Here is a 25,483-nt window from a genome sequence, read left to right as displayed (position 1 = left end):
TTCGTTGTTTTCCCCGCGATAAAACCAGAAGTTTCAAATTTTATTTTATCAGGATTATTCATTGAATTTGCCCTCCTTGTTGGCTCTTTCGAAATGTTCCGATTTGACTTATGGCTGCTTTTAATACTTGAAAACAAATTAGCGCCGTTTGTTTGTCTGGGAAAAACCGTGAACTCATCTGCTCATACGGATGAATGTAATTTCTGAAATCACGGACAACGTGGCTAAACTTCTTAACGTCCTGTTTCAGAAGGCCCACCTCAGAAGCGACATCTATGAAGTTATTAAGCGTCCAGTCCGGGAACTTTCTTACTTTGCCCGTATCCTTATCTTTTGGAGCGGAAGGTGCCTGATTGAATTGTTGAGGATACATTAAAGCAGTGCCCAGCAACATCCCCTCCATAATGCTTCCAATCAATAAGATCGAAGCCAACGATGCTTCATTTCCAATACACGCTTCGACCTCCTTAAGCCTCAGCTTTATGATTTCACTTACATTCGGATCTAAGCCAATCAAATCGACATTGACGTTGAATGTCATCTTTAAGAACTCGTCTTCTTTTATCTCGGCAGAGTCACTTTTACCGCTGTCGACGACTACCTTGTCGAGTCTCTTAAAAGTAATTGTGTCATTGTCACGAACTACTTGCCATTTATCAAAAGCCATATACTGGTTGAAATCTGTGATGAGCGCATCAAGTTCGGATACCCGGCCGATGTAATTGACAACAGCAAAAGTATTGCGAATACACTTATCCAATTCTGGAGTTCCATTAATCTTTTGTAATTTCTCGTCTGTATATACCCATCTTGACGGAAACCCTTGCGCATATACATCGTTGAAGCCTAAATCGTTAAAAAATTTGACAAGTTGATGGCCTTTACGATAATCTGCCGTTCCATCACCATTTATGATATCTCTGAGTTTTTCAAGAGTCTTTCTGTTTAGTATCATTACTCCGCTTCCTCCAATTCCGCCCTTAACCGCTTCAATTCGCCGTTCAGTTCGACTTGGCGGTTAAACTGTTTCTCGCGAAGGACTTTCTTTTCCAGTGCGGCAATCTCGCGTTCAAGCTTTTGGCGCTGCCTGTCACGCTCGACCGCCTCGGCGATAGCACCAGCCGCTCCGAGCCGGCCGCCCGCTATCTGCCGCACCAAACTCTCGTACACGGCGTCCAGATTCAGCCCCTCGAACTTCAGCGTGAACCCATCAGGCGAAAACCAGTCCGTGTTGTAAAACGTGCCGGCGGCTTCCATCCACGCCTGCGCCTCGCCGCCATATGTAAGAACAAACAGGATTTTGTACGGGATCGCCCTGGCGACGGCGGGCAGGACGCCTTTGTCAAGTCCGCGCTGCCTTAGAGCAATCTCGAACACCTGAATTTCTTTTACGGTTTCTCCGGCGGCGACGCCCACCGTGCCGTCGGCCAGCTTGTTGCGCCAGACGACCGATTCTATCTGGTCTTTTATCGCATCCCGCGCCGAAGGGGCGAGAGGGGCGTTGGCATATAGTTTCTCTTTCGCCACACGGCGGTTCACCTCGGTGGAACGGGGCAATCCTAACATTATCTCACCACCAAAAAGCAAATTAACTCGAAGTCTTCCAGCCCATCTATGCGGGTATCGAGAGCGGTTGTACCGCCCGGACTGAACAGGCTGTCAATGTCGCTTTCCGCTTTCACTTCAACAATAGAGTGAATCGCGTCCGTCAAAAGGGCGGATACCGACCGCATGTCCTTGCCGTCCTTTGTTTCGATGTTAAACTCCCGGCACACATCCATAACCGGCGCGTCCCTGCCCTTGCACAGGGAGCGGGTTTTGTCGAGCAGCTCCTTGGGCGAGAGATGATCGCATACCACCGAGCCGTCCGAACCGATATATACCATATAAAACGGGTGGAGACGGTTCTGCCTGTCGATGTTTACGCTGTTATTACGGTTCTTGAGGATAAACACCACGCCCGGCGTGCAACCCTCAGAAGCGGGAACGACGGCGTGAAGCCCGAACGGGACGGTGTCCATATCTCCGTGGCTCTTTACATATTCAAGCAGGTCGAGACGGAACTCGTTCAGCCCCAAATCCATAATGGAAATGCCCGACTGCATATCCTCAATGTCCACGACTTCCTCCTGAAGCCGTTTCAGCTGTGCCTTCCGGTATTCGAGGTCGCCCTTTTCCTCGGCGTTGATCAGGTCGTCGTCGCCTGTGGCGGTCATGACAGAGATCCGCATCCTCGTTTCGACCCGCCCTTTGAGGGAGAGGTACTCGTCCAAATCCACGTCCGGCCAGAAGTTCACAAGCTGAATGACGGCGTTCCTGCTGCCGATACGGTCGATACGCCCGAACCGCTGAATGATGCGGACGGGATTCCAGTGGATGTCGTAGTTGACGCAGTAGTCGCAGTCCTGCAGGTTCTGCCCCTCCGAAATGCAGTCCGTGGCAATTAGGACGGAGATGTCGTTCCGATTGCCCGGCATTAACAAGTTCTTATCCTTTGAAATCGGCGAGAACAAGGTCAGCACTTCGTTCATCGAAGTCCGCTGGCCCTTGATCGTCGTCTTGCCGTCCACGCTGCCTGTGACCATCGCGGAATCGAGTCCGAAACGCGATTTCACGAATGCGCTCACGTGGTCGTAGAGGTACTCCGCCGTATCTGAAAACGCGGAGAAGATGAGAATTTTGCGGTTGCCCGGATTGATCGGGTTTTTCAGCTTTTCCCCAATCAAACCAAGAAGGGTTTGAAGTTTGGTGTCGTGTTCCGGCGTGATGTCGTCTATGAGCATTTTCAGCAGTCCGAGCGTCTCGGCGTCTTCCGAGAGCCTGTCCCGCCAAGTTTTATAGTCCATATCCGCAAGGTCAATCTTGATGCTGTGTTCAGCGACGAAATAGTCCGTGTTGCGGTCGTCGTCGTCAAAATCCGCGTCGTCTCCCGCCAGCTCGCGTCCATCGATCACCGAGCCGCCGCCGACAGCATATGCATCGATGTCAGCAATGGTATCGTCAATCAGCTTCTTGACCCGGCCGACCGTGAGCCGGAAGGACTCCACGGAGCTTTCGAGCCGTTTCAAAAGGTTGATGCTCATCAAGCGACGTATGCCCATCTCACGCCCGGCGCGGTTGATGTTCCGCGACGTATCCACATACTTGGCCAGCTGGCTTGGGAAGATGAAATCGGTCGGTATGTAAACCGCGAGATTCAGATTCATCAGTTGGTCGTAGATGTCCGCATAGTTTATGGCGCTCTCCAAATCGGTCATGCGCGGGCGCAGAGAGATGGGTTTCAGCCGTTCCGGAAATGAGCCAATTTCACTCATATTATAGTATTTTTCAATATGCTTGCGGGAGCGGGCTATCGTCACGCTGTCGAGCACCTCAAAGAAGTCAAAGTCAAGGGACTTCAGCAGCGAGTCCGTCGTCCGCTCGCCGTCCTCCTGCTTATTCCACTGGTTGAACGATTTCTGGGCGTTCCGAAAAATCTCGTCTATCGGCCGCTTTGTACCCAATCTTTCATTGATAAGAGTCGGGTTGCCCTCGTAGGCGAGTTCAAGCTGATTCCGCAGATCAATAAAGCGATTGTTGACCGGGGTCGCCGAAAGCATCAATACCTTCGTCTTCACGCCCGCGCGAATCACGCGGTTCATCAAACGAAGGTAACGGTTCTCGCGGCGGTCTTCTCCGTAGACCTCTCCGCCGTTTCTGAAGTTGTGGCTTTCGTCGATGACCACAAGGTCGTAGTTGCCCCAGTTGAGCCTGTCCAAATCAAGCCCGTTGGACTTCCCGTGTTCTCTCGAAAGGTCGGTGTGAAACAGCACGTCATAGCGTAAGCGGTCGGAGGCTATGGGGTTATTCACATAGTTGTCTTTAAAGGTATTCCAGTTATCCGCCAGCTTCTTGGGGCAGAGGACAAGCACGGAGCGATTGCGGTTCTCGTAATACTTCATGACCGCAAGGGCGGTGAAAGTCTTACCGAGGCCGACGCTGTCCGCAAGGATACATCCGTTGAACGTTTCGAGCTTGTTGATGATGGCGAGGGCGGCGTCTTTCTGAAAGGTGTACAGCATGTTCCATATTTTGCTTTCCTTGAAGCCTGTGGCTTCATTGGGAAGCACGTCTTCCGAAACGTCCTCTAAGAACTCGTTAAATATGTTATAAATCGCCACGAAGTAGATAAACTCCGGGGCGTTTTCGTTGTAGGCCGCCGTGATGCCGTCGATAACCTGCCCGGTCACGTCCTGCATCAGGTTCCTGTCATTCCATATCTGGTCGAACATCCGTATGTAGTCCGCGGAGAGCGGAGCGAACAGCTTGTTGACCGGGTTGATGATATTGTTGCCCCGCTCACAGCCGATGTCGGAAGTCGTGAAGCCGTGAAGCGGCATATAAGTTGCGGCGCCTTCCGCGCCGACAACATTCATAAACCCGCTGATATTACCGCCCGTCAGGTTGGAACGGAACCGCACCTTTTTGCGAATCCAGTCGGCGCACTCGCGGGCGATTGCTTTCTGGGTCAGCTCATTACGAAGTTTTACCTCAAATTCCGTGCCGTAGAGCGCGCGTTCGCGGCCGAGGCGGGGAATGTAGAACTCGCGTTTTTCTTTCGGGGCTTTCTCCTGAAGGAAGGTCGGCGAGGTGAAAATAAAGCGCAACTCAGCAATGCCGTCAAGCTGCTTCTTGAGAGCTTGGTATGCGTATATGGAAAAACACGCCGCCGCGACGGACAGCCTGTCACCTTTTTGTATGGTGACCGCCAAATCGTCCTTGACGGTTTTGCTCACATTGTCGAGCATTTCTGGCATTTGCATATTGTTTAGCCCCCCCGTATTCGCATGCGCGCGGTAAATCATAATTGCATGGTTTACTTATCATCCGGAACCATCTCCATAATATCGCTAATATCGCATTCCAGCGCCAAACAAATTTTCTCTAATATCTCCGTGTTAACATTTTCGTTCTTGCCAAGTTTTGTTATAGAAGCGGAACTAATGCCAGAGGCTCTTTGCAGATCTTTTTTCTTCATATCTTTGTCAATTAGAAGTTTCCATAGTTTCTTATAGCTAATGGCCACTCTCATCACTCCTGAAAGCATAAAGTCGTTTCGCATAACAGTATACCATGATTATATGCCAAAATTCAACCTTTTTCTTCACGTACACATGATTTTTTGACGAGAAATCTTGAACTTGTCACACAGTCTATGATATAATTTCATTGGGTATATTTTCCGAGCGTGCAAAGTCATTTCAGAAGGGAACATCATATGCATCAATCATAAAAGAATACGGAGGGATCGGGCATGGCGCAGGATCGTTCGTTTAAAGAGTACGTTGCGGACCGTTTCTATAACGAGCTGTACGGTTCTGTGTCCAATTGGTTGGAACAGAACTGTCAGAGCCTCGATGTCTCCTCCAGACTGGTGCATACGATCGACCGTGCGGAGCTGTCAGATATCAACGTCAAATGCGTTTATGTGGAAAATCTGCCTGACATGAAGATTGCCTTCGACGTTATTCTGGAAGCGGAGTTCGAAATATCCGAAACGGACAGGCACACCGACCGATACGACGACAAAACGCAGTGGTTCAAAATTTCCTGCTTCGGCGATCTGGCGGACAGCCTCGATGATTTTTCAATCTCTTCCATCGAGCCATACGACAGCCGCAGAAAATACTGCAATCCGATGTCCGATTCTCTGGTTCCCCTTATCAGAAGCGACCAGCTCGAAAATGTCGCCCGGGATTTCCTGGAAAGGAATTATAAAGAAGCCCTGTCCCGGCCTATGTTTGTGGATCCCGGCATATTGGCGGAGCGCATGGGCCTTTCCATCCAGATGAAAAGCGCTTCCGCGGACTGCTCCACCTTCGGTCAGATCTTTTTTGCGGACTGCGACGCCGAGTATTACGATAAATCCGACTCGTCGTTTAAAAGGATTCATGTGAACAAAGGTACGATCTTCGTCGATCCCGAGTCCTTCTTCCTGCGGAATGTCGGCTCGGTCAACAATACCATCGTGCACGAGTGCGTCCATTGGGATAAACACCGGAAAGCCTTCGAACTGGAGCGGCTTTACAACGAGAATGCGGCTCAGATAAAATGCCAGGTGGTCGGCGGAATCAAGGACGGCAAAACCGGGACGGCCACCGACTGGATGGAGTGGCAGGCAAACGCCCTCGCCCCGCGGATCCAGATGCCGTACAGGCAGGCCAAAATCAAAGCGGCTGAGCTGATCCGCAAATATAAGAATATTCTCAGGACGGACGAGCTCGTCGATATTATTCAGCCGGTTATCGACGAGATGGCGACGTTTTTCTGCGTTTCGCGTCTGGCCGCCAAAATCAGGATGGCAGACCTCGGTTATGAAGAGGCTCTTGGAGCTTTCACTTACATTGACGGGCACTATGTGAAACCACACGCTTTCAAGCGGGGCGCTTTGAAACGCAACCAGACCTTTTCCATCGGCGAGCGTGATGCCATTGTCGAAAGCACGATGAATCCAGCCCTGCGCGAAAAGTTACAAAGCGGCCGCTATATTTTTGCCGATTCCCACTTCTGCATCAACCATCCCAAATACATAGAATACGATGAGGACGGCACGGCAGACCTTACCGACTACGCCAGACACCACGCCGACGAGTGCTGCCTTGTCTTTGACCTAACCATCCAGAAATCCTCCAACAGCTACGGAAAGCAGTATTTTACCGAGTGTGTCCTGTACCGGGACTCCACGTCTGATATCGTCTTCGAAGCCCATTATAACACTTCGCCGGAAAATGACACGGTAGACGGCCGCGCAAAAATGCTTCAGGCTTACGCAAAAGAACTTTCGGATGTTTTGAAAAATCTGCCGGGCAGTTTTTCAGGTGCGCTGACAGCTCTTATGAAATGGCGCGGCAAAACAGTCGAAGCGCTTGCCGAAGCTTGTTCTCTGGATCCAAAGACCATAAGCCGAATGCGGAACAACGAGGAATATGAAACCACTATAGAAACCATCGTGGCAATCTGCATCGCCCTGCAGCTTCCTCCTGTCATCAGCCAAGAGTTGATCAGCCGCTCGGCCTATTCGTTGGGCAGTGGTCCCAAATTTATGACCTATCACTTTTTGCTGGAAGCCTGCTATACAAAAACGATATTCGAATGCAATGACATCCTACGAGGGGTAAATCTTGCTCCGCTGACAAAAGAAAAATAAAAATTATCAACCAGCCCGGACATTTTGTGTCCGGGTATTTTTATGTCTGTTTTCAATAACCGGCGTGCCTGTCCGTGCGAACATCTTGTTTCGCACGGGCTTTTTTTGTACCTGCAGGGTATCTGAACGGACATTCCATGTCCGTGTTCAATGCTGCGTGCCCCGGTAAAATGGAATCATGCCAAACGGGATCACTCCCGCGGCAAAACGGACGAGCCGTCTTAGGCTCCCGGTCAAATAAATTCAAAGCCTGATTTGCAATAAGGGCCGAGGATACAAATATTGTCCTGTTCACCGCTTACGGCGGTGAATGGCAATGTCGGTACCCTTTCCTTGTTGCACCTTTTTCAGGCAAAGGGTCTGTGTGCCGACAGTGCACAGGCTCTGTTTTGTCCTCCGCCCACCGCTCATCAGGCGGAAAGGACAAACAATGATAAACCAAGCAAACCAAAGTCAACTCCGCGTCTTCAAAATCTACCTGCCCCGTGAAAAGCAGTGGACCGAAGTCACCAAAGCGCAGTACTATGCCTACTACCGTGGCATCTGGGCCACCAGAAAACGCGCACAAGTACATCATCAGTGCATGTGCCCCAAAAGCAAGCACTGGATGTGCGACGGCGACTGCCTCGACTGCGAGTTCCACGCCCCGGGCGACACCCTTTCCATTGACCGTACCTATCAAAACAGCGACGGCGATGAGCTCTCCATGCTGGACAAGCTTGCCGATTCAGCCGCCGGCATCGAAGACGTCGTGACTGACCAAATCATGCTGGACATGCTCTTTCAGCGTCTCGCTGAAATTATGCCGGAGGCCCGCCGCATCGGCAACCTGCGCATGGCGGGGCTGTCCGACACAGAGATTGCCAATAAAATCGGCATCCCGCGCACCACATTTCTCTCCCGCCTCAAAAAGGCAAAGGAGCTTCTGCAGTGCGAATACCCTGACCTGTTTTAGCCCTGTATCTCCGGCCGCCCTCAAAAGCGGTCGGAGATTTTTTAAATTGTTTTTCCCTGCTTCGTCAAAACGCCCTTCCCACCTCCAGTGGGTAGTGGAAAGAGCAAAAATGACAACCGCTCCTTCCGGGGAGGTGAACAAAGGTGTACGAAACCGACATCCGAGCCCGCGCTGCGGACAGAGAACTCATTGAAGTCCTGACCGCAATCAGCGCCGTGTCCAAACGCATGGCAAGGAAACTCACGATACTTGCCGATCAGAGTCAATCCGCGGAAGGAGGAAAAGCAGATGAGCAAAATGGGCGAACTGGCTGCAACTATCGAAGAGCTACACAATGCCGCTGCCGCTATTAACGACGCAGCGAACTGGCTGGCCGAGGCGTTCGGCGCAAAAGAGCCGGCCGAAAAAGCGCCCCCGGCAGAACCGGCACTGACGCTGGAGGAAGTAAGAGCCGTGCTCGCGGACAAATCCCGTGCGGGCCACACCGCCGAGATTCGCTCACTGCTTTTGAAGCACGGCGCCGCAAAGTTGTCGGAGGTAAGTCCTGCGGAATATCCCGGGCTTCTCAAGGAAGCGGAGGCCCTGACATGAGGGCGCACGCACTTCTCTCCGCATCCAGCGCCGACCGCTGGCTCCACTGCCCGCCGTCTGCCCGGCTTTGTGAAAGTTATGCGGACAAAGGCAGCGACTACGCCGCCGAAGGCACCGACGCCCACGCGCTGTGCGAATACAAGCTCCGCAGGGCGCTGGGGCTTCCCGCCGAGAACCCGACCGACAACCTGACCTGGTACAACGAGGAAATGAACGACTGCGCCGCCGGCTACGCCGCTTATGTGCTCGAACAGGCGGAAGCCGCCAAACAGAACTGCGCCGATCCGGTGGTGCTCATTGAACAGCGTGTCGATTTCTCCCGCTGGGTGGAAGGCGGCTTCGGAACGGCCGACTGCATTATTATCGCGGATGGCACCCTGCGGGTCATCGACTATAAGCACGGCCTCGGCGTTCTGGTCAGCGCTGAGGAAAATCCGCAGATGCAGTGCTACGCGCTCGGCGCGCTGGAGCTTTTCGACGGCATCTACGACATCGAAACGGTCGGCATGACCATTTACCAGCCGCGCCGGGACAACGTCAGCACCTGGGAAATCTCCAAAGACGCCCTGTACCAATGGGCCGACGAAGTCCTGAAGCCCACCGCCGAGCTTGCCTTTGCCGGCGACGGCAATTTTCTCTGCGGAGAATGGTGCGGCTTTTGTAAAGCAAAGGCCGACTGCCGCGCCCGGGCCGAGGCCAATCTTGCGCTGGCGCGGTACGAGTTCAAGCTGCCGCCTCTCCTCACGGACGAGGACATCGAGGACATTCTTTCCAAAGCGGACGAGCTCGTTTCGTGGGCGTCGGACATCAGGGAATACGCCCTGCGGCAGGCCGTCAGCGGCAGGAAGTGGGCCGGCTGGAAACTGGTCGAAGGCCGCTCCAATCGGAGGTATATCAACGATGCAGTGGTCGCCGATGTGGTCGAGCGCGCGGGCTTCGACCCCTATGAGCGCAGGGTGCTCGGCGTCACCGCCATGCAGAAGCTGCTCGGAAAATCCCGCTTTGGCGAACTTTTGAGCCCTTACATCGAAAAGCCCCAGGGCAAACCCACGCTCGTGCCGGAGAGCGACAAACGCCCGGCCATGTCAACGGCGGAAGCCGATTTTAACGAAAATGAAGGAGGACAATCCTATGTCTAACAAAGTCAGCAATCCCATGAAAGTGATCACCGGCCCCGATACCCGCTGGAGCTACGCCAACGTCTGGGAGCCCAAGTCCATTAACGGCGGCACGCCGAAATACAGCGTCAGCCTGATCATCCCCAAGTCCGACACCAGAACCGTCGCCAAGCTTAAGGCGGCCATCGAAGCGGCCTACCGCGAGGGCGAGTCCAAGCTCAGAGGAAACGGCAAGACCGTACCGCCGCTGGCCGCCATCAAGAACCCGCTTCGCGACGGCGACGCGGAACGCCCCGACGACCCCGCCTATGCCAACGCCTACTTCATCAACGCCAACTCCACGACGGCTCCCGGCATCGTGGACGCCGACCTGAATCCGGTGCTCACCCGCTCCGAGGTGTACTCCGGTGTGTACGGCCGCGCCAGCATCAACCTGTATGCTTTCTCTGCAAATGGTAATAAGGGTATAGCCTGTGGTTTGAACAATCTACAGAAAATACGTAACGGCGAACCTCTCGGCGGCAAGACCAGCGCCGAAAACGACTTCGCGTCCGACGACGATGAAGATTTTCTGAATTAAGGAGGAGGCGGACATGTCTGATATTCAAAGCATGATGCTTTCCGTGTGCTTCGGCGCCACCGTCGGCTACTTAATCGGAAATCTTGTGGGGATTATCATCTGCGCCGTGAGAGAATTCAAGGAAAAGCGCCGCAAACGCAAGAAAGCCGAGGGAACTTCCACAAAAACGGAGTAAGCACAGGGCGGCGGGGACTCGTTCTCTGCCGCCCTTTCTCCATGAAAGGACAATTCCATGAAAACTCTTTCGATTGATATTGAAACCTACAGCAGCGCGCCGCTTTCCAAATGCGGCGTTTACAAATACGCGGAATCCCCCGACTTTGAGATTCTCCTGTTCGGCTGCAGTGCGGACGGCGGCCCGGTTCGGGTTGTCGACCTCGCCTGCGGGGAGAAACTCCCGCCTGAAATTGCCGCGGCTCTTACCGACGAGGCCGTTGTCAAATGGGCATTCAACGCAAATTTCGAGCGCGTCTGCCTCTCCCGGTTCCTCGGGCTGCCCGCCGGCGCCTATCTCGACCCCGCCCAGTGGCGCTGTTCCATGGTTTGGGCGGCGGCCATGGGCCTGCCGCTGTCGCTGGAGGGTGTTGGCACGGTGCTGGGGCTGGGAAAGCAGAAACTTACCGAGGGTAAGGAACTCATCAAATATTTCTGCCGCCCCTGCGCACCGACAAAAACCAATGCCGGCCGCACCCGCAACCGTCCCGTGCATGCGCCGGACAAGTGGGCCGCCTTCAAGCGGTACAACGCCCGCGATGTGGAAACGGAGATGTCCGTTCAGGAGCGGCTTTCCAAGTTCCCGGTGCCCGAAAGCGTCTGGGAGGAGTATCATCTGGATCAGGAAATCAACGACCGGGGCGCCGCGCTGGATCTGGCGCTGGTCAGACAGGCCATCGCGATGGACGCACGCTCCCGCCGGCAGCTTACCGCGGCCATGAAGGAGCTGACGGAGCTGGACAATCCGAATTCGGTTCAGCAGATGAAGCGGTGGCTTGCGGAAAACGGTCTGGAAACGGACACCCTCGGCAAAAAGGTCGTCGCGGCGCTGATAAAAACCGCACCGGAACCCCTCGGCGACGCGCTCTCCCTCCGGCAGCAGCTTGCCAAATCCTCGGTGCGGAAATATCAGGCGATGGAGACCGCCGTCTGCGCCGACGGACGCGCCCGCGGCATGTTCCAGTTTTACGGCGCCAGCCGAACCGGGCGCTGGGCCGGCCGGCTCATTCAAATGCAAAACCTGCCGCAGAATCATCTTCCCGATCTGGAGCAGGCACGCGCGCTGGTGCGCCGCGGAGATTATGACGGCGTCGAAATGCTCTATGAAGATGTCCCGGATACGCTCTCCCAGCTGATCCGCACGGCATTCGTGCCGCGTGCGGGTGCAAAATTCATCGTCGCGGACTTCAGCGCCATCGAAGCCCGCGTGATCGCGTGGCTTGCCGGCGAGCAGTGGCGGCAGGCGGTTTTTGCAAAGGGCGGCGACATCTACTGCGCCTCCGCCTCTCAGATGTTTAAGGTGCCGGTCGAAAAGCACGGCGTCAACGGGCATCTGCGGCAAAAAGGAAAAATCGCAGAGCTGGCGCTCGGGTACGGCGGCTCGGTCGGCGCGCTCAAAGCCATGGGCGCTCTCGAAATGGGCCTTGCCGAAGACGAGCTTCCTTTGCTGGTCGACGCGTGGCGGCAGTCCAATCCGAATATCGTAAAGCTCTGGTGGGATGTGGATCGTGCGGCGATTGAGGCCGTCCGCAATAAACATGCCAACAGCACCCACGGCATTGTGTTCTCCTGCCGGAGCGGAATGCTTTTTGTCACGCTGCCTTCCGGCCGGCGGCTTGCCTATGTAAAGCCGCGCATCGGTCAAAACCGGTTCGGCGGACAGTGCGTCACCTACGAAGGCGTCGGCGGCACGAAGAAATGGGAGCGCCTCGATTCCTACGGCCCTAAATTTGTGGAAAACATTGTGCAGGCCACCGCGCGCGACATTCTCTGCTATGCCATGCGGACGCTCCGAAACTACGCCATCGTCATGCACATTCACGATGAAGTGGTCATCGAAGCCGAACCGGGCATGTCTCTGCAGGCCGTCTGCGAGCAGATGGGCAGAACGCCGCCCTGGGCAAAGGGTCTGCTGCTCCGCGCCGACGGATATGAATGTGATTTTTATAAAAAAGACTGAAGCGTGTTCGTCAAAAGCGGGCCGCCGCCTCCAGTGGGTAATAGAGACGGGCGGCAGCATCCCGTCCGGGAAGGAGGTCTGCCATGAGCATCGGCAAACGCAACAGCGAAGGCTACCCGGATCCCACCGCCTGCGAAGCTCTGTCACTGATTGAGCAGGAGGAGCGCGCGCTCCGGGCTTTTCGGCCCATCGTCTATATCTGCTCCCCCTATGCGGGAGACATTGAAAGAAACGTCCGGGCCGCGCGGAATTACTGCCGTTTCGCTGTGGACAAGGGGTTTATCCCCATCGCGCCTCACCTGCTGTTCCCGCAGTTTTTGAACGACGCCGACCCGCGGGAGCGGGAGCTTGGATTGTTCTTCGGAAACGCCCTGATGAGCAAATGCTCCGAGGTGTGGGTGTTCGGCGGCAATATCACAGCCGGCATGCAGGCGGAAATCAAACGCGCCAGGCGGAAGAATTACCGCCTGCGCTGCTTCACGGAAGATTTGGAGGAGGTACAGGATGTTTGCAGTCACTGAAGGCACGCGCCGCATCGGCGGCACAGAGATTTCTACTTATACGCGCGAAATTGTCAGCGCCAACGTTCTCGAGGCTGAGGCCGGCACCAACGGCTATCAGGGCGGAGACACCGGGCACGGCAGCCGCACCTATTTCCGCATTTCGGACGAGGGCGGCACGGATATTCGGGTGCGCCCGCTGGGCCGCTGCGGAGACGAGGGCTTCGAAGTCACGCTCGGCGGCGACTGTGAGCTGGAAACCATCATCACGGCACTGAAGTTCATCACCAGGGTATTGGAGGACGGCGCGAAGGAGGTGCGCGACTGATGTTTACACTGTACAGCGCCGACATTGTCGGCAACCCCGGCAACTGCTCCTATCCCCACAAAACCGAAGTAGCGGACGAGGAAAGCCTGCGGGCGGCGGTCTGCCGCGACTACGTCTGCGCCGAGTACAAAAACAGCTACCGAAGCGGCGACAATTTCCTCGGCGCGGACTGCCTGCCCGTGGACTGCGACAACGACCACTCCGAAAACCCGGCCGATTGGGTTCGCCCGGCCGATGTCGCCGCCGCGTTTCCGCACGTCGGCTTTGCGGTCCATTACAGCCGCTGCCACATGCGCGAGAAAAACGGGAAGCCCGCCCGGCCGAAGTTTCATATTCTTTTCCCGATTGCGCGCATCACCGACGCGGCCGCTTACAGCGACATGAAGAAGCTGGTAAGCGCCGTCTTTCCGTATTTTGACACCAGGGCGCTGGACGCGGCGCGCTTCTTCTTCGGCACATCCCGCGCCGAGGTGGAACTCTTCCCCGGCAGGATGAATCTGACCGAATTTCTGGAGGACGACGACTTTGACGCGGATCTGCCCGGCGGCAGCGGAACCGGCCCGGTTATTCCGGAGGGCAGCCGCAACGCCACCCTGTCCAGATTTGCCGGCAGGGTTATCAAGAAATACGGCGACGGCGATGAGGCGTATCAATGCTTTCTGGAGGAAGCCGCAAAATGTGCGCCGCCGCTTCCGGACGCCGAGCTTTCGACCATCTGGCACAGCGCCCAGCGGTTTTACGCCAAAATTCAGCGTCAGGACAGTTATGTGCCGCCCGAGGTGTATAACAGCGATGTCTCCTACAAGCCCGGTGATTTTTCCGACGTCGGGCAGGCCGAGGTGCTGGCAAAGCACTTTTCCGGTGAGCTGCGCTACTCGCCGGCGACACACTTTATCCGGTACACGGAGCACTACTGGAAGGAAACCGAGCCGGGCGCGCAGGCGGTGGCCCATGAGCTGACCCGCCGCCAGCTGGAGGAGGCGACACGGAATCTGCTGGCCGCCGCCAAAAAGCTGACCGGATGCGGGGCGCAGGGCATTCTCGACACGACCTCCAAAGCCAAGGCGGAAGCGCTGTTCAACGACGCGCAGTCCGAGGCCTACGACGAATATCTCGCGGCGAAAGCCTACCAGTCCTATGCGATCCGCCGCCGCGATTCCAAGAATATTACCGCGGCGCTCAAAGAGGCGCGCCCGATGCTGGAGATTTCCCCGCGGGATCTGGACGCGGACTGCTTTCTTCTCTGCACGCCCGAAGCCACCTACGATCTGCGCAAAGGTCTCGACGGCGCGCGGGAGCACGCGCCTTCGGACTTTATCACCAAAATCACCGCCGTTTCGCCCGGCGGGAAGGGCGGGCAGCTCTGGCAGGACAGCCTCGACCTTATCTTCTGCAAAGACCGCGAACTCATCGACTATGTGCAGATGATCTGCGGCCTTGCCGCCGTCGGCAAGGTCTATGTGGAGGCGCTCATCATCGCCTACGGCTGCGGGCGCAACGGCAAGTCCACCTTCTGGAACGCGGTTTCCCGCGTGCTGGGCCTGTACAGCGGCAACATCTCCGCCGACACGCTGACGGTGGGCTGCCGCCGCAACATCAAGCCGGAGCTGGCCGAGGTCAAGGGCAAGCGCCTGCTCATCGCCGCCGAAATGCAGGAGGGCGCCCGGCTCAACGATTCCACCGTCAAGCAGCTCTGCTCCACCGACGATGTGTTCGCCGAGAAAAAGTACAAGGACCCGTTCAGCTTCACGCCCTGCCATACGCTGGTTCTCTACACCAACCACCTGCCGAAGGTCAGCGCCTCCGACGACGGAATCTGGCGCAGGCTGATTGTGATTCCGTTTGGCGCAAAGATAGAAGGAAAAAACGACATCAAGAACTACGGCGAATATCTCTACAACAATGCCGGCGAGAGCATTCTGGCGTGGATCATCGAGGGTGCCCGAAAGGTGATCGCGCTGGATTACAAGCTCCCCGTGCCGGCATGCGTGCAAAAAGCCATTGACGAGTACCGGGCGCAGAACGACTGGTTCGGTCATTTTCTGGAGGACCGGTGCGAGCTTGCCGACGGTTTCCGCGAAAGCTCCGGCGCTTTGTATCAGGCGTACCGCAATTACAGCATCGACACAAACGAATATGTCCGCAGCACCGCGGATTTTTATTTCGCACTGGAAAAGGCCGGCTTTGAGCGGATTGTCCGGGACGGCCGGCGCTTTTTTACCGGGCTCCGTCTCAAAACGGACGACGGAGATTTCGAGCGCTTTTTGCAGTAAACAAGATAATTAAGTGACCTCGACGAAGGTCTATTCCAAAACTTTTCTTAGGCACATAAAAAATCTCATAAGAAAAAGTTCGGTAAATGACATGCGCCGAGGTCACTTGAAAGGGGGAAACGGCCGTGAGAGAAAAGGAAATCGAGCAAAAATTCACCCTGACGGCAAGGCAGGCGGGCGGTCTGGCCTTGAAGTTCGTATCCCCCGGCATGAGCGGCATGCCCGACCGCCTTGTGCTGCTGCCGGGCGGACGCATGGCCTTTGTGGAGGTCAAGGCTCCGGGCAGGGCGCCGCGCCCCCTGCAGGAAGCCAGGCACCGGACGCTGCGGCGGCTGGGCTTTCGGGTTTTCGTGCTGGACCGGCCAGAGCAGATTGGAGGAATTCTGGATGAAATACGAACCCCATAGCTACCAGACCTATGCCGTCCGTTACATCGAGGATCACCCCGTCGCGGCGGTCCTGCTGGATATGGGCCTCGGCAAAACGAGCATCACGCTGACCGCCCTGAATAACCTGCTGTTTGACAGCTTCGAGGCTCACCGTATTCTGGTAGTCGCGCCTCTCCGCGTGGCACGCGACACATGGCCCGCCGAGATTCAGAAATGGGATCACCTGTCGCTTTTGACCTGCTCCGTGGCGGTGGGCACCGAGGCCGAGCGCAGGGCGGCGCTTTTGCGGCGGGCGGACATCTGCATCATCAACCGGGAAAATGTGCAGTGGCTCATTGAGGAGAGCGGCGTCCCCCTTGACTTCGACACCGTGGTGGTCGACGAGCTGTCGTCCTTCAAAAGCCACCGGACAAAACGCTTCCGCGCGCTGATGAAGATCCGCCCGCGCGTCCGCCGCATCATCGGCCTGACCGGCACTCCGTCGGCGAACGGACTGATGGATTTGTGGGCCGAATACCGGCTGTTGGATATGGGACAGCGCCTCGGCCGCTTCATCGGGCAGTACCGAACGGACTATTTTCTTCCTGACAAGCGCAGCGGGCAGGTGGTGTTCACCTACAAGCCGCTGCCCGGCGCGGAGGAAGCAATCTACCGCAGAATCGCGGACATCACCATCAGCATGAAGTCCGCCGACCATCTGCGGATGCCGAAGCTTATCAGCAGCGAATACGAGGTGCGGCTTTCCGAGGAAGAATGGGCGCGGTACAACGATCTGAAAAAAGATCTGGTGCTGCGGCTCCCGGACGGTGAGATCACCGCCGCCACCGCCGCGGCGCTGTCAAACAAGCTCTCGCAGATGGCGAACGGCGCGGTCTATGACGACGCCGGCGGCACGATTCACATCCACGGCCGCAAGCTGGACGCGCTGGAGGATTTAATCGAGGCGGCGAACGGCAAACCGGTGCTGGTGGCCTACTGGTTTAAACACGACTTTGCCGGGATCTCCGAGCGCCTGCGAAAGCTTCACATCCCGTTTTCGCCTCTCGACACCCCGGAGAGCATCCGCAGATGGAACGCCGGCGAGCTTCCCGTGGCGCTGGTGCACCCCGCGTCCGCCGGGCATGGGCTGAACCTGCAGTCAGGCGGCTCCACCATCATCTGGTTTGGGCTGACGTGGAGTCTGGAGCTTTACCAGCAGACCAACGCCCGGCTCTGGCGGCAGGGGCAGACGGCGGACACCGTTGTGGTGCAGCACATCGTCACCAAGGGCACCATCGACGGCCGCATACGCAGGGCGCTTTCCGCCAAGGACCGCACGCAGTCCGCCCTGATTGAGGCGGTCAAAGCCGATCTGAAAATCTGATGACAATATGGGACTTCGTCCCTGAGACAATTTGTGCCAATCCGAGGGATTCAGAAACCGGAGGTACAGATTATGAACACGCAGGAAATGACGGCGAAGGAGTACCTTTCCCAAGCCTATCGAATCGACCAGCGCATCAACTCAAAACTGGAGCAGGTCCAGTCGCTCCGGAATTTGGCGGAGAAAGCCTCCGCCGCTCTGGGCGAGACGCCGAACAGCGGCACAAGGAATTTCCACCGCATGGAGGACGTGATCTGCAAAATGATCGACCTGGAGGACGAAATCAACGCCGACCTGAACGCCCTGATCGACCTGAAGCATGAAATTGTCACGATCATCCGGTGTGTGGAAGCGCCCGACCTCCAGACGATTCTGGAGCTCCGCTACCTGTGCTTCAACACATGGGCGGAAATCTCCGTGACGCTGCATCTCGACATCCGCTGGGTGCACCGCCTTCACAACAAGGCGTTAAACGAGGTGGATGCGATTCGCCACCCGAGGCCATAGAAAGCCACGCGGCTCTTATGATATTGTTAGAGTGGCGAAAAAATCAGAAAGCCTTCACGGGAGCAAAACCCGCGGAGGCTTTTTCCATGCGCCGGAACGGAGGAAATCACGGTGCCGTACAAAGCGAAAAAGCCCTGCGCCTACCCGGGCTGTCCCAAGCTGACCGCCGGGCGCTACTGCGAGGAGCACGCGAAGCTGGAAGCCAAGCGCTACAACCGGTACGGCCGCGACCCGGAGAGCAACAAACGCTACGGCAGGTCGTGGGCGAAGATCCGGGCGGCATACCTTTCGGCGCATCCGCTGTGCGAGGTTTGCAAGGCAGAAGGCAGGCTGACCCCCGCCGAGCTGGTTCACCACAGGCGCAGGCTGACCGACGGCGGCACCAACGACTGGAGCAATCTGCAGGCGCTGTGTCAGGAGTGCCACTCAAGGCTTCATGCCGAACGCGGCGATTATTTCTGATTCTATGAAATAAATCAAAGGCTGTGAATTCAACGGGAGGGGCGGTCCGAATCTCTGCGGCTTTCGGGCAGGACAGCGCGCCCGGCCCTTCGTATGAATTTTCGCAGAATCAAAAACTTTTTCAAAAAGCGCGGCAAAGGAGGCGATGCCCGTGCCGAGAGGAGGAGCAAGGCCGGGCGCGGGCCGCCCAAAGAAACCGCTCGCGGACAAGATCATCGAAGGCAACCCCGGAAAACGGGAACTGACCAAGCTGAAATTTCCCGCGGGTGAAAAATCAAACACAGGTTTTGAAAAAAAATCAAACTCGCAGAAATCAAAAACCAAAAACAGCCGCCGTATGCCGTCCTTCCTTGACATGGCTGCCAAGGAGGGCGGCGACGTCCTGCCGCCGGCAAGCGGGATTTATAAAATGCTCGCAGAGTGGGTCGATGGTTCCGGGTGCGGAGAACTGGTCGCGCCGAACCTGATCGAGGACTTCGCGTTCCTGCGCAGGGCCTATCTGGAATGCGAATACATGAACCGCCGGCTGGGGCGCATCGCGTCCGGCAAGCGGTCGCCTTACGTCAACATGGCGCTGGATTATCAGAAAGCCATGATGGCGGTCTACAACCAAATCTGGCTGATCGTTTCGCAGAACTGCGAAACCAAATACGAGGGCAAGAACGAATTCCTCGAGATGCTCAGGAACAGGGGGTTTTAGCCAATGCAGCCGACGGAAAGGTTTCCTGCCGGGACTTCCCGGTTCGAAAAAGTGAATATCGACAAACTGGTGCCATACGCCCGCAACGCACGGACGCACTCCAAGGAACAGATTCTGCAGCTTCGCGCCTCCCTGCGGGAATTCGGGTTTGTCAATCCCGTCATTGTGGATAAGGACTGCAACATCATCGCGGGGCACGGGCGCGTGCTGGCGGCGAAAGCCGAGGGCATGACCGAAATCCCCTGCGTGTTTGCGGAACATTTGACCGAAGCGCAGAAGCGCGCCTATATTCTTGCGGACAACCGCCTTGCGCTGAATGCCGGATGGGACGAGGAACTGCTGGCGCTGGAATTCGGCGAGCTGAAGGACCTCGGCTTTGATGTGGAGCTGACCGGCTTCGGGGCAGATGAGATTGAAAAGCTCTTTGCCGCCGACACCGGCGAGGTGCAGGATGATGACTTTGACCTCACGGCCGCTTTGGAAGAGGCGGCTTTTGTTCTGCCCGGCGATGTGTGGACGCTGGGACGGCACCGGCTGATCTGCGGCGACGCCACCGACGCGGAAACGGTGAAAAAGCTGATGGGCGCCGGGAGCCCCGGTGGAAACCGCAAGGCAAACCTTGTTCTGACCGACCCGCCGTACAACGTGAATTTCGAGGGTTCCAGCGGACTGAAAATCAGGAATGACAGCCAGAAATCAGACCAGTTCTATGCTTTTCTGCTTTCGGCATTCCGGAATCTGGCGGACAATCTGGAAAGCGGCGGCTCCGCCTACATCTTCCACGCGGACACCGAGGGCGAAAACTTCCGCCGGGCGTTCCGGGAAGCCGGCTTTCACCTCTCCGGAACCTGCATCTGGGTAAAAGACAGCTTTGTCATGGGACGTTCGCCCTACCAGTGGCAGCACGAGCCGATTCTCTACGGCTGGCTCAAAACCGGTACGCACAAGTGGTACGCCGGCCGCTCGGAAGCCACGGTCTGGAATTTTGACAAGCCGAAAAAGAACAGCGACCACCCGACGTCAAAACCCCTCGACCTGCTGGCCTATCCCATCCGCAACTCCAGCCAGGCAAATGCCATTGTGCTGGACACTTTCGGCGGTTCCGGTTCCACACTCATTGCCTGCGAGCAGACCGACCGCATCTGCTTCATGATGGAGCTGGATGAAAAGTACGCAAGCGTGATTTTGCGCCGCTATGCCAAGTTCAAACAGAACGGCGGCGCGGACGTCACCTGCGAGAGGGACGGCAGGACCTATGCCTACGCCGACCTTGTCAAAGACATTTCAAGGGAAGCTTAATTACACAAATCCCTGCGCACATCTTTGTCGGCATTACGGCGCCGAAAGGACTTGCTATTCTCACGCTTTGGAGTGATATATGTAGTCACCGGAGGACGGAAGCCCGCCGGAATCAAAGCAAAACGGAGGATTCCATCATGAAGCTCAACTACAACCTTGTCGGAGAGAAACGCAAGTCGCTGGCCGGCGCCGCCGGTGAAATTCTGAATCAGCCGGTTCATTACCTCGGCGCGCCCTCGTTCGAATACGAGGTCGGCGCCTACCGCGTCGGCAAAACCGGGCTGGTCGCCGGCCCGGACAGCCGGGAGCTTGAGGAGGCCCTGAAAGAACGCGGCTTTTCCGCCGAGGTTCGCGCTTACGATGAACCGGAAGCGGAAAAAGCGAGCGCCGCCCCGGACATTCTGACCATCGAGATGCCGATGGACGGCTTTTCCCCCAGAAAGGTCGACAACCTCTGCAAAATGGTGAACGCCAAGGCCGCGCTTCTGAAAGCGGCGCTGGGAACGGAGGATCTGCCCATCCGGCAGACGAACGAGGACGGCGGCAGGCTGTGCTTCCCCTGGTTCCGGTTTACGGACGATGCCGACACCGTCGCCGCCTACACTGCCCTGATTGCCAAGCTCTGCGAAGCGGCCAAAAAGAAAAAGCGCGTCACCGCCCGGGAGCACGAGGCGGATAACCCCAAATACGCCATGCGGTGCTGGCTTCTTTCGCTGGGCTTCATCGGGGAGGAATACAAGCAGGCGCGGAAAATCCTGCTGGCGAGCCTCAAGGGCAACGGCTCCTACAAATCCAGAGTACGGTAAGGCGGTGAACACAATGAATTTTCCAAGCAGAGAAACGGTGGAGCGGCTCCGCCGGCAGTATCCCACGGGTTCCCGCGTGGAGCTGGTGCGGATGAACGACCCGCAGGCCCCGCCCATAGGAACCCGCGGCACGGTGCGTGGCGTGGACGACGCCGGCAGCATCATGGTCGCGTGGGACAACGGGAGCGGCCTTTCGGTCGCCTACGGCGCGGATATTTGCAGGGTGGTGAGCGGGCATGACTGAAAAAGTGAAGAAGCAGATTCTGGCCGTGCGGGACACCGGGCAGACCAACATGTTTGATACGAACGCCGTTCAGCGCATCGCGCTGGAACTGGGCTTTTATGAACTGGCGGACTTCCTCGAAACCGAGCGCAAAGCCTATTCCCGGTTCATCCTCACGGGCGAGGGCTGAAGCACACAATCGCCCGCCCTTTCCTAAAAAATTCTTTGTGCACAATATATCGGCGAAATGACTTGCTGTTCCGGGCGTTCAGAGTGATATATGTACATGCCGAAAGGCACACAACACTTTTTCAGGGAGGAACCCACGATGGATTACAGGCAGATAATCAAGGAACAGCTCGGCGAAGGCTGGCGCTTTATCAAGGCATACAACGCCTTTGAAAACGGCGAACTGCGCATTATCGCGGCGGACAAAACCGGGCGGGAGCACCGCTGCATTCTGGTCGGCGGGAAGCTGACCGAGAAACCGTAAGGAGGAAACCGCCATGTGGAGCGAAGGCATTCTCACCGGCCCGGAAACGGGCGTTCCGTACAAATACTGGGTCAAGCACTACGAGGAAGGCTCCGAATTCGGCATTGACGGCGGCCGCATTTCCAAGCTGACCATCCGCAGGCTGAACGACCACCGAGACCTTTGCAACTACGACCGCGGCTGGGACGTAAAGCCCGCCGGCGAGGTCAGAGCGGTTTACGCCATGATTCTCGAAAAGTACAATTAACCGCGACAGCAATCGGGAGCGCCCCGCGAGGGGCTGGCTCTCGTTCCATATATTTTCAAAAAGGTGTTGACATTGACGTTGCGTCATGGTTTACACTGATACTCACAGGAGGAAACGTCAATGGAATACACCATCAACCAGCTTGCAAAACTGGCGGGCGTCAGCACCCGGACGCTTCGCTATTATGACCAGTGCGGCCTGCTCCCGCCCAAAACCGTGCGCTCCAACGGGTACCGGATTTACGGAGAAACGGAAGTAAACCGGCTCCAGCAGATTTTATTCTACCGGGAACTGGGCGTGGAACTGTCGGAAATCGGGCGCATTTTGGCGGAGAAGGACTTTGACGGACTGTCCGCTCTGCAGAATCATCTCACCGCTCTGCGGGAGAAGCGTGCCCGGCTGGACCGCCTGATCGGCAATGTACAGAAAAGCATTTCGGCAATGAAGGGGGAAGCGGAAATGACAGATGAGGAAAAATTCGAGGGCTTCAAGGAAAAGCTGATTTTGGACAACGAGCAAAAATACGGAGGGGAAATCCGGGAAAAATACGGGGACGAAGCCGTCGGCCGTTCGAACACCAAGCTCAAAAACATGACCAAAGAGCAGTACGGCGAGCTGGAAGCCCTGACGCAAGAACTGAACAACACCCTGAAGGCAGCCTTCGAGCAGGGCGACCCCGGCGGCGAACTGGCGCAAAAAGCCTGCGCGCTCCACAAGAGGTGGCTTTGCTTTTACTGGGATCATTACAGCAAAGAAGCGCACAGGGGCGTTGCGCAGATGTATGTGGACGACCCGCGATTTACCGCGTATTATGACGCCATCGTGCCCGGATGCGCCGTGTTCTTAAAGGACGCGGTACAGATTTTCTGCGCGTAGCATCAACGAAATCATTCAGGCAAAAGGTGACGGACAAAAACAGTCCGCCGCCTTTTTTGCGCGCATTTTTATAAAAAGGAGGTTCCGCCGATGGGCGCTTTTCAATATACACCGACCCCGCTGATGCTGCCGACCAGCCATTATGACACCCGGCGGGCCGACTTCGCGGTGAATTTTATTCAGATGCTCAGGCACACCACCGGCGAATGGTACGGCAGGCCGTTTTGCCTGATGCCGTGGCAGGAGCAGATTGTCCGGGATCTTTTTGGGATTGTGGACGCGGACGGGTACCGGCAGTTCCGCACCGCTTATGTGGAGGTGGGCAAGAAAAACGGCAAGTCGGAGCTGGCCGCCGCCGTAGCCCTTTATCTGCTGTTCGCCGACGGCGAAGCGGGCGCGGAGGTCTACTCCTGCGCCGCCGACATCAATCAGGCGTCCATCGTGTTCAACACCGCCCGCGCCATGGTGGAGCAGTGCCCCGACCTGCGGGCGCTTTCCAAGCTGGTTCCTTCCACCAAGCGGATCATCTTTCCCTACACCAACAGCTTCTACCGGGTGCTCTCCTCCGAAACCAAATCCAAGCAGGGCTTCAACGTGTCGGGGCTGATTTTCGACGAACTGTTCGCCCAGCAGACCCGGGAACTGTTCGACACCATGACCAAGTACACCGGCGACGCCCGTCGCCAGCCGCTGTATTTTCTTATCACCACCGCCGGTCGGGATAAGACTTCCATCTGCTATGAAATCCACTGCAAAGCAAAAGCTGTGATGGACGGCACTAAAATCGACCCGTCGTTTTATCCCGCCGTGTTCGGCATTGAGGAGGGCGACGACTGGAAGGACGAGGCTGTTTGGCGGCGGGTGAACCCCTCCATCGGCGTGACGATTCCTTTTGAAACCGTCAGGGCCGCGTATGAGCAGGCAAAACAGAACCCCGCCGAGGAGATGCACTTTCGGCAGTTCCGCCTGAACGAATGGTGCAACGCCGACATCCGCTGGATGCCGATGGACAAATGGGATGCTTTGGGTGAGGACATCGACTGGGAGGAATACGAAGGCCGGGACTGCTGCTGCGGATTGGATTTGTCCTCCACCGGCGACCTGACCGCTCTGGTTCTTGTTTTTCCTCCGGGCGGCGGGGATATGAAATATACCGTCCTGCCGTTTTTCTGGCTGCCGGAGGACGTGATCGATCTGCGGACGCGCCGCGACCACGTTCCCTACGCCGTGTGGAAAAAGCAGGGTGTGTTCAACACCACCGAGGGAAACGTGGTGGACTACGACTACATCGTGGCGTTCATCGGGAAACTGGCGGAGAAATACCGAATCCGCGAAATCGCCTACGACAGGTGGGGCGCGGAGAAAGTACGCCGCGACCTTGAGGAATTGGGCGAGGAAAAGGGCTTCACGGTTTTCCCTTTCGGGCAGGGCTTCGGCTCCATGTCACCGGCCAGCAAGGACTTCTATCAGTTCGTGATGGAGGGCAGAATCCGCCACGGCCGGCACCCCGTCCTCGACTGGAACATGGCAAACGTCATCATCGATCAGGACGCGGCGGGCAACATCAAGCCCAACAAGAAAAAGTCCACCGAGAAAATCGACGGCGTGGTGGCGATGATCATGGGGTTTGCCCGGGCGGCGCTGGGAGCCGGCGGAACAGCGGAGAGCGTGTATGACGAAAGGGGGATTCTGATTCTGTAACATTTTTGCGAAGAGATTGCATATCGCAATACAATCGGGTATAATAGCGGTATGGGAGGTGTTCGCAATGGCAAGAACATCAAATATTTTCGCGCGTGTCGAACCCGAAATTAAGGAACAGGCCGAACAGGTGCTGGAACAGCTCGGCATCCCCATGTCCAACGCGATCGGTCTTTTTCTGAGGCAGGTCGTGCTGCAGCGCGGGATTCCTTTCGATATGAAACTGCCGCGGAGCAAACCGCTGCCCGTCGGCACGCTCAGCGAGGAGCAGTTCAACGCCGAAATTGAAAAGGGGCTGGCGGATCTGGCCTCGGGTAAGGTTGTTTCAGCGGACGGCGTTGCCGACAGGATGCGCCGGGATTACGGAGTATGAGCGTCTGGAACGTGGCCTACACCGAGCAGGCGGAGCGCGACCTGCGCGATATTTACGAATATATCGCTTTCTCGCTGCTGGAGCCGGAAATCGCAAAGAAGCAGGCCCGGCGTATTCTGGACGCGGCGGCAAGATTGAACGAGATGCCGCTTCGCTTCCTGCTCTATGAAAAAGAGCCGTGGCATGGCAAAGGGCTGCGGGTTTTGCCGGTTGATCACTATCTGGTGTTTTATCTGCCGATAGAAACCCAGAAAACGGCCGTCGTCATCCGCATCATGTACGGCGGGCGCGATCTTGACGCGCAGCTGCGGCAGACGGAAGAGAACACCTGAGAAACGGG

29 protein-coding genes are annotated in these 25,483 nt (G+C 56.6%); 25 read left to right on the top strand and 4 right to left on the bottom strand.

Annotated elements, in window-relative coordinates; all coding sequences use genetic code 11:
* Positions 1-58: 58 nt before the first annotated feature.
* Genes VXK30_RS02155 through VXK30_RS02140 form a run of 4 tightly spaced genes read right to left on the bottom strand, consistent with a single transcriptional unit; the run spans position 59 to position 5,065 of the window.
* The gene (locus tag VXK30_RS02155; RefSeq protein WP_275717323.1) at positions 59-955 is read right to left on the bottom strand and encodes a hypothetical protein; all 897 of its coding nucleotides are present in this window, start codon (positions 953-955) and stop codon (positions 59-61) included.
* On the bottom strand, positions 955-1,566 hold the full coding sequence (locus VXK30_RS02150; RefSeq protein WP_275717325.1) for a DUF4391 domain-containing protein: 612 nt from the start codon (positions 1,564-1,566) through the stop codon (positions 955-957). The genes VXK30_RS02155 and VXK30_RS02150 overlap by 1 nt, the downstream gene beginning before the upstream one ends.
* Positions 1,566-4,802, bottom strand: a complete 3,237-nt coding sequence (locus VXK30_RS02145; RefSeq protein ID WP_275717327.1) for a helicase-related protein — start codon at positions 4,800-4,802, stop codon at positions 1,566-1,568. Before VXK30_RS02145 ends, VXK30_RS02150 begins: the two co-directional genes overlap by 1 nt.
* 53 nt (positions 4,803-4,855) lie before the next feature.
* A complete protein-coding gene (locus VXK30_RS02140) occupies positions 4,856-5,065 on the bottom strand; it encodes a helix-turn-helix domain-containing protein (protein ID WP_275717329.1) in 210 nt (69 codons plus the stop codon).
* A gap of 228 nt (positions 5,066-5,293) precedes the next feature.
* On the opposite strand from VXK30_RS02140, the gene VXK30_RS02135 reads away from it, so the two are divergent.
* From VXK30_RS02135 to VXK30_RS02015, 25 genes are all read left to right on the top strand, one after another.
* Positions 5,294-7,186 carry a helix-turn-helix domain-containing protein gene (locus VXK30_RS02135; RefSeq protein ID WP_275717331.1) on the top strand — a complete coding sequence of 631 codons (1,893 nt, stop codon included), beginning with the start codon at positions 5,294-5,296 and terminating at the stop codon, positions 7,184-7,186.
* 430 nt (positions 7,187-7,616) lie between these two features.
* Positions 7,617-8,141 carry an RNA polymerase sigma factor gene (locus VXK30_RS02130; protein ID WP_275717333.1) on the top strand — a complete coding sequence of 175 codons (525 nt, stop codon included), beginning with the start codon at positions 7,617-7,619 and terminating at the stop codon, positions 8,139-8,141.
* Between the two features lie 288 nt (positions 8,142-8,429).
* Positions 8,430-8,732, top strand: coding sequence for a DNA ligase (locus VXK30_RS02125; RefSeq protein WP_275717465.1), 303 nt, complete (start codon positions 8,430-8,432; stop codon positions 8,730-8,732).
* The gene (locus VXK30_RS02120) at positions 8,729-9,871 is read left to right on the top strand and encodes a DUF2800 domain-containing protein (RefSeq protein ID WP_275717335.1); all 1,143 of its coding nucleotides are present in this window, start codon (positions 8,729-8,731) and stop codon (positions 9,869-9,871) included. Before VXK30_RS02125 ends, VXK30_RS02120 begins: the two co-directional genes overlap by 4 nt.
* The gene (locus VXK30_RS02115; protein ID WP_275717337.1) at positions 9,864-10,430 is read left to right on the top strand and encodes a DUF2815 family protein; all 567 of its coding nucleotides are present in this window, start codon (positions 9,864-9,866) and stop codon (positions 10,428-10,430) included. Before VXK30_RS02120 ends, VXK30_RS02115 begins: the two co-directional genes overlap by 8 nt.
* A gap of 13 nt (positions 10,431-10,443) precedes the next feature.
* Complete coding sequence (locus tag VXK30_RS02110) at positions 10,444-10,605, top strand: hypothetical protein (RefSeq protein ID WP_164919108.1); 162 nt, start codon at positions 10,444-10,446, stop codon at positions 10,603-10,605.
* A gap of 57 nt (positions 10,606-10,662) precedes the next feature.
* Complete coding sequence (locus VXK30_RS02105; RefSeq protein WP_275717340.1) at positions 10,663-12,603, top strand: DNA polymerase; 1,941 nt, start codon at positions 10,663-10,665, stop codon at positions 12,601-12,603.
* Between the two features lie 83 nt (positions 12,604-12,686).
* On the top strand, positions 12,687-13,124 hold the full coding sequence (locus VXK30_RS02100) for a DUF7768 domain-containing protein (RefSeq protein WP_275717342.1): 438 nt from the start codon (positions 12,687-12,689) through the stop codon (positions 13,122-13,124).
* Entirely contained in the window at positions 13,108-13,431 is a 324-nt protein-coding gene (locus VXK30_RS02095) for a hypothetical protein (protein ID WP_275717344.1), read from the top strand. The genes VXK30_RS02100 and VXK30_RS02095 overlap by 17 nt, the downstream gene beginning before the upstream one ends.
* Positions 13,431-15,704: a phage/plasmid primase, P4 family gene (locus VXK30_RS02090; protein WP_275717346.1), complete on the top strand. Its 2,274-nt coding sequence runs from the start codon at positions 13,431-13,433 to the stop codon at positions 15,702-15,704. The genes VXK30_RS02095 and VXK30_RS02090 overlap by 1 nt, the downstream gene beginning before the upstream one ends.
* A gap of 125 nt (positions 15,705-15,829) precedes the next feature.
* Positions 15,830-16,111 (top strand): VRR-NUC domain-containing protein, encoded by a 282-nt coding sequence (locus tag VXK30_RS02085; protein WP_275717348.1) that lies wholly within the window; start codon positions 15,830-15,832, stop codon positions 16,109-16,111.
* Positions 16,092-17,456 carry a DEAD/DEAH box helicase gene (locus tag VXK30_RS02080; protein ID WP_275717350.1) on the top strand — a complete coding sequence of 455 codons (1,365 nt, stop codon included), beginning with the start codon at positions 16,092-16,094 and terminating at the stop codon, positions 17,454-17,456. Before VXK30_RS02085 ends, VXK30_RS02080 begins: the two co-directional genes overlap by 20 nt.
* Before the next feature lie 72 nt (positions 17,457-17,528).
* Positions 17,529-17,963: a DUF1492 domain-containing protein gene (locus tag VXK30_RS02075; RefSeq protein WP_275717352.1), complete on the top strand. Its 435-nt coding sequence runs from the start codon at positions 17,529-17,531 to the stop codon at positions 17,961-17,963.
* A 111-nt stretch (positions 17,964-18,074) separates the two neighbouring features.
* Positions 18,075-18,425, top strand: a complete 351-nt coding sequence (locus VXK30_RS02070) for an HNH endonuclease (protein WP_128743946.1) — start codon at positions 18,075-18,077, stop codon at positions 18,423-18,425.
* Between the two features lie 151 nt (positions 18,426-18,576).
* Positions 18,577-19,125 carry a hypothetical protein gene (locus VXK30_RS02065; RefSeq protein ID WP_128743945.1) on the top strand — a complete coding sequence of 183 codons (549 nt, stop codon included), beginning with the start codon at positions 18,577-18,579 and terminating at the stop codon, positions 19,123-19,125.
* Between the two features lie 3 nt (positions 19,126-19,128).
* Entirely contained in the window at positions 19,129-20,424 is a 1,296-nt protein-coding gene (locus VXK30_RS02060; RefSeq protein ID WP_275717357.1) for a site-specific DNA-methyltransferase, read from the top strand.
* 137 nt (positions 20,425-20,561) lie between these two features.
* On the top strand, positions 20,562-21,230 hold the full coding sequence (locus tag VXK30_RS02055) for a virulence protein (protein ID WP_275717359.1): 669 nt from the start codon (positions 20,562-20,564) through the stop codon (positions 21,228-21,230).
* 13 nt (positions 21,231-21,243) lie between these two features.
* Positions 21,244-21,474 carry a DUF4314 domain-containing protein gene (locus VXK30_RS02050; protein ID WP_275717361.1) on the top strand — a complete coding sequence of 77 codons (231 nt, stop codon included), beginning with the start codon at positions 21,244-21,246 and terminating at the stop codon, positions 21,472-21,474.
* Entirely contained in the window at positions 21,467-21,643 is a 177-nt protein-coding gene (locus VXK30_RS02045; protein ID WP_275717363.1) for a DUF5049 domain-containing protein, read from the top strand. Before VXK30_RS02050 ends, VXK30_RS02045 begins: the two co-directional genes overlap by 8 nt.
* Before the next feature lie 138 nt (positions 21,644-21,781).
* Positions 21,782-21,946: a hypothetical protein gene (locus VXK30_RS02040; RefSeq protein ID WP_275717365.1), complete on the top strand. Its 165-nt coding sequence runs from the start codon at positions 21,782-21,784 to the stop codon at positions 21,944-21,946.
* A 13-nt stretch (positions 21,947-21,959) separates the two neighbouring features.
* The gene (locus tag VXK30_RS02035) at positions 21,960-22,193 is read left to right on the top strand and encodes a DUF7678 domain-containing protein (protein WP_275717367.1); all 234 of its coding nucleotides are present in this window, start codon (positions 21,960-21,962) and stop codon (positions 22,191-22,193) included.
* A gap of 120 nt (positions 22,194-22,313) precedes the next feature.
* On the top strand, positions 22,314-23,069 hold the full coding sequence (locus VXK30_RS02030) for a MerR family transcriptional regulator (protein WP_275717369.1): 756 nt from the start codon (positions 22,314-22,316) through the stop codon (positions 23,067-23,069).
* A gap of 90 nt (positions 23,070-23,159) precedes the next feature.
* Positions 23,160-24,770, top strand: coding sequence for a terminase large subunit (locus tag VXK30_RS02025; protein ID WP_275717371.1), 1,611 nt, complete (start codon positions 23,160-23,162; stop codon positions 24,768-24,770).
* Between the two features lie 67 nt (positions 24,771-24,837).
* Entirely contained in the window at positions 24,838-25,143 is a 306-nt protein-coding gene (locus VXK30_RS02020) for a type II toxin-antitoxin system RelB/DinJ family antitoxin (RefSeq protein ID WP_275717373.1), read from the top strand.
* Positions 25,140-25,475 (top strand): type II toxin-antitoxin system RelE/ParE family toxin, encoded by a 336-nt coding sequence (locus VXK30_RS02015; RefSeq protein WP_275717375.1) that lies wholly within the window; start codon positions 25,140-25,142, stop codon positions 25,473-25,475. Before VXK30_RS02020 ends, VXK30_RS02015 begins: the two co-directional genes overlap by 4 nt.
* Positions 25,476-25,483 lie beyond the last annotated feature (8 nt).

Source organism: Caproiciproducens sp. CPB-2 (assembly GCF_036287215.1).
In the GTDB taxonomy this organism is placed as follows: Bacteria; Bacillota; Clostridia; order Oscillospirales; family Acutalibacteraceae; genus Caproiciproducens.
This window is presented reverse-complemented; position numbering and strand designations above follow the sequence as displayed.

Coding starts and splice junctions, on each gene's coding strand:
- VXK30_RS02110 (WP_164919108.1), top strand. CDS start 10,444: ATGTCTGATATTCAAAGCATGATGCTTTCCGTGTGCTTCGGCGCCACC.
- VXK30_RS02150 (WP_275717325.1), bottom strand. CDS start 1,566: ATGTTAGGATTGCCCCGTTCCACCGAGGTGAACCGCCGTGTGGCGAAA.
- VXK30_RS02050 (WP_275717361.1), top strand. CDS start 21,244: ATGAATTTTCCAAGCAGAGAAACGGTGGAGCGGCTCCGCCGGCAGTAT.
- VXK30_RS02025 (WP_275717371.1), top strand. CDS start 23,160: ATGGGCGCTTTTCAATATACACCGACCCCGCTGATGCTGCCGACCAGC.
- VXK30_RS02115 (WP_275717337.1), top strand. CDS start 9,864: ATGTCTAACAAAGTCAGCAATCCCATGAAAGTGATCACCGGCCCCGAT.
- VXK30_RS02060 (WP_275717357.1), top strand. CDS start 19,129: ATGCAGCCGACGGAAAGGTTTCCTGCCGGGACTTCCCGGTTCGAAAAA.
- VXK30_RS02120 (WP_275717335.1), top strand. CDS start 8,729: ATGAGGGCGCACGCACTTCTCTCCGCATCCAGCGCCGACCGCTGGCTC.
- VXK30_RS02035 (WP_275717367.1), top strand. CDS start 21,960: ATGTGGAGCGAAGGCATTCTCACCGGCCCGGAAACGGGCGTTCCGTAC.
- VXK30_RS02090 (WP_275717346.1), top strand. CDS start 13,431: ATGTTTACACTGTACAGCGCCGACATTGTCGGCAACCCCGGCAACTGC.
- VXK30_RS02030 (WP_275717369.1), top strand. CDS start 22,314: ATGGAATACACCATCAACCAGCTTGCAAAACTGGCGGGCGTCAGCACC.
- VXK30_RS02040 (WP_275717365.1), top strand. CDS start 21,782: ATGGATTACAGGCAGATAATCAAGGAACAGCTCGGCGAAGGCTGGCGC.
- VXK30_RS02100 (WP_275717342.1), top strand. CDS start 12,687: ATGAGCATCGGCAAACGCAACAGCGAAGGCTACCCGGATCCCACCGCC.
- VXK30_RS02055 (WP_275717359.1), top strand. CDS start 20,562: ATGAAGCTCAACTACAACCTTGTCGGAGAGAAACGCAAGTCGCTGGCC.
- VXK30_RS02080 (WP_275717350.1), top strand. CDS start 16,092: ATGAAATACGAACCCCATAGCTACCAGACCTATGCCGTCCGTTACATC.
- VXK30_RS02125 (WP_275717465.1), top strand. CDS start 8,430: ATGAGCAAAATGGGCGAACTGGCTGCAACTATCGAAGAGCTACACAAT.
- VXK30_RS02155 (WP_275717323.1), bottom strand. CDS start 955: ATGATACTAAACAGAAAGACTCTTGAAAAACTCAGAGATATCATAAAT.
- VXK30_RS02075 (WP_275717352.1), top strand. CDS start 17,529: ATGAACACGCAGGAAATGACGGCGAAGGAGTACCTTTCCCAAGCCTAT.
- VXK30_RS02095 (WP_275717344.1), top strand. CDS start 13,108: ATGTTTGCAGTCACTGAAGGCACGCGCCGCATCGGCGGCACAGAGATT.
- VXK30_RS02105 (WP_275717340.1), top strand. CDS start 10,663: ATGAAAACTCTTTCGATTGATATTGAAACCTACAGCAGCGCGCCGCTT.
- VXK30_RS02135 (WP_275717331.1), top strand. CDS start 5,294: ATGGCGCAGGATCGTTCGTTTAAAGAGTACGTTGCGGACCGTTTCTAT.
- VXK30_RS02130 (WP_275717333.1), top strand. CDS start 7,617: ATGATAAACCAAGCAAACCAAAGTCAACTCCGCGTCTTCAAAATCTAC.
- VXK30_RS02015 (WP_275717375.1), top strand. CDS start 25,140: ATGAGCGTCTGGAACGTGGCCTACACCGAGCAGGCGGAGCGCGACCTG.
- VXK30_RS02145 (WP_275717327.1), bottom strand. CDS start 4,802: ATGCAAATGCCAGAAATGCTCGACAATGTGAGCAAAACCGTCAAGGAC.
- VXK30_RS02020 (WP_275717373.1), top strand. CDS start 24,838: ATGGCAAGAACATCAAATATTTTCGCGCGTGTCGAACCCGAAATTAAG.
- VXK30_RS02045 (WP_275717363.1), top strand. CDS start 21,467: ATGACTGAAAAAGTGAAGAAGCAGATTCTGGCCGTGCGGGACACCGGG.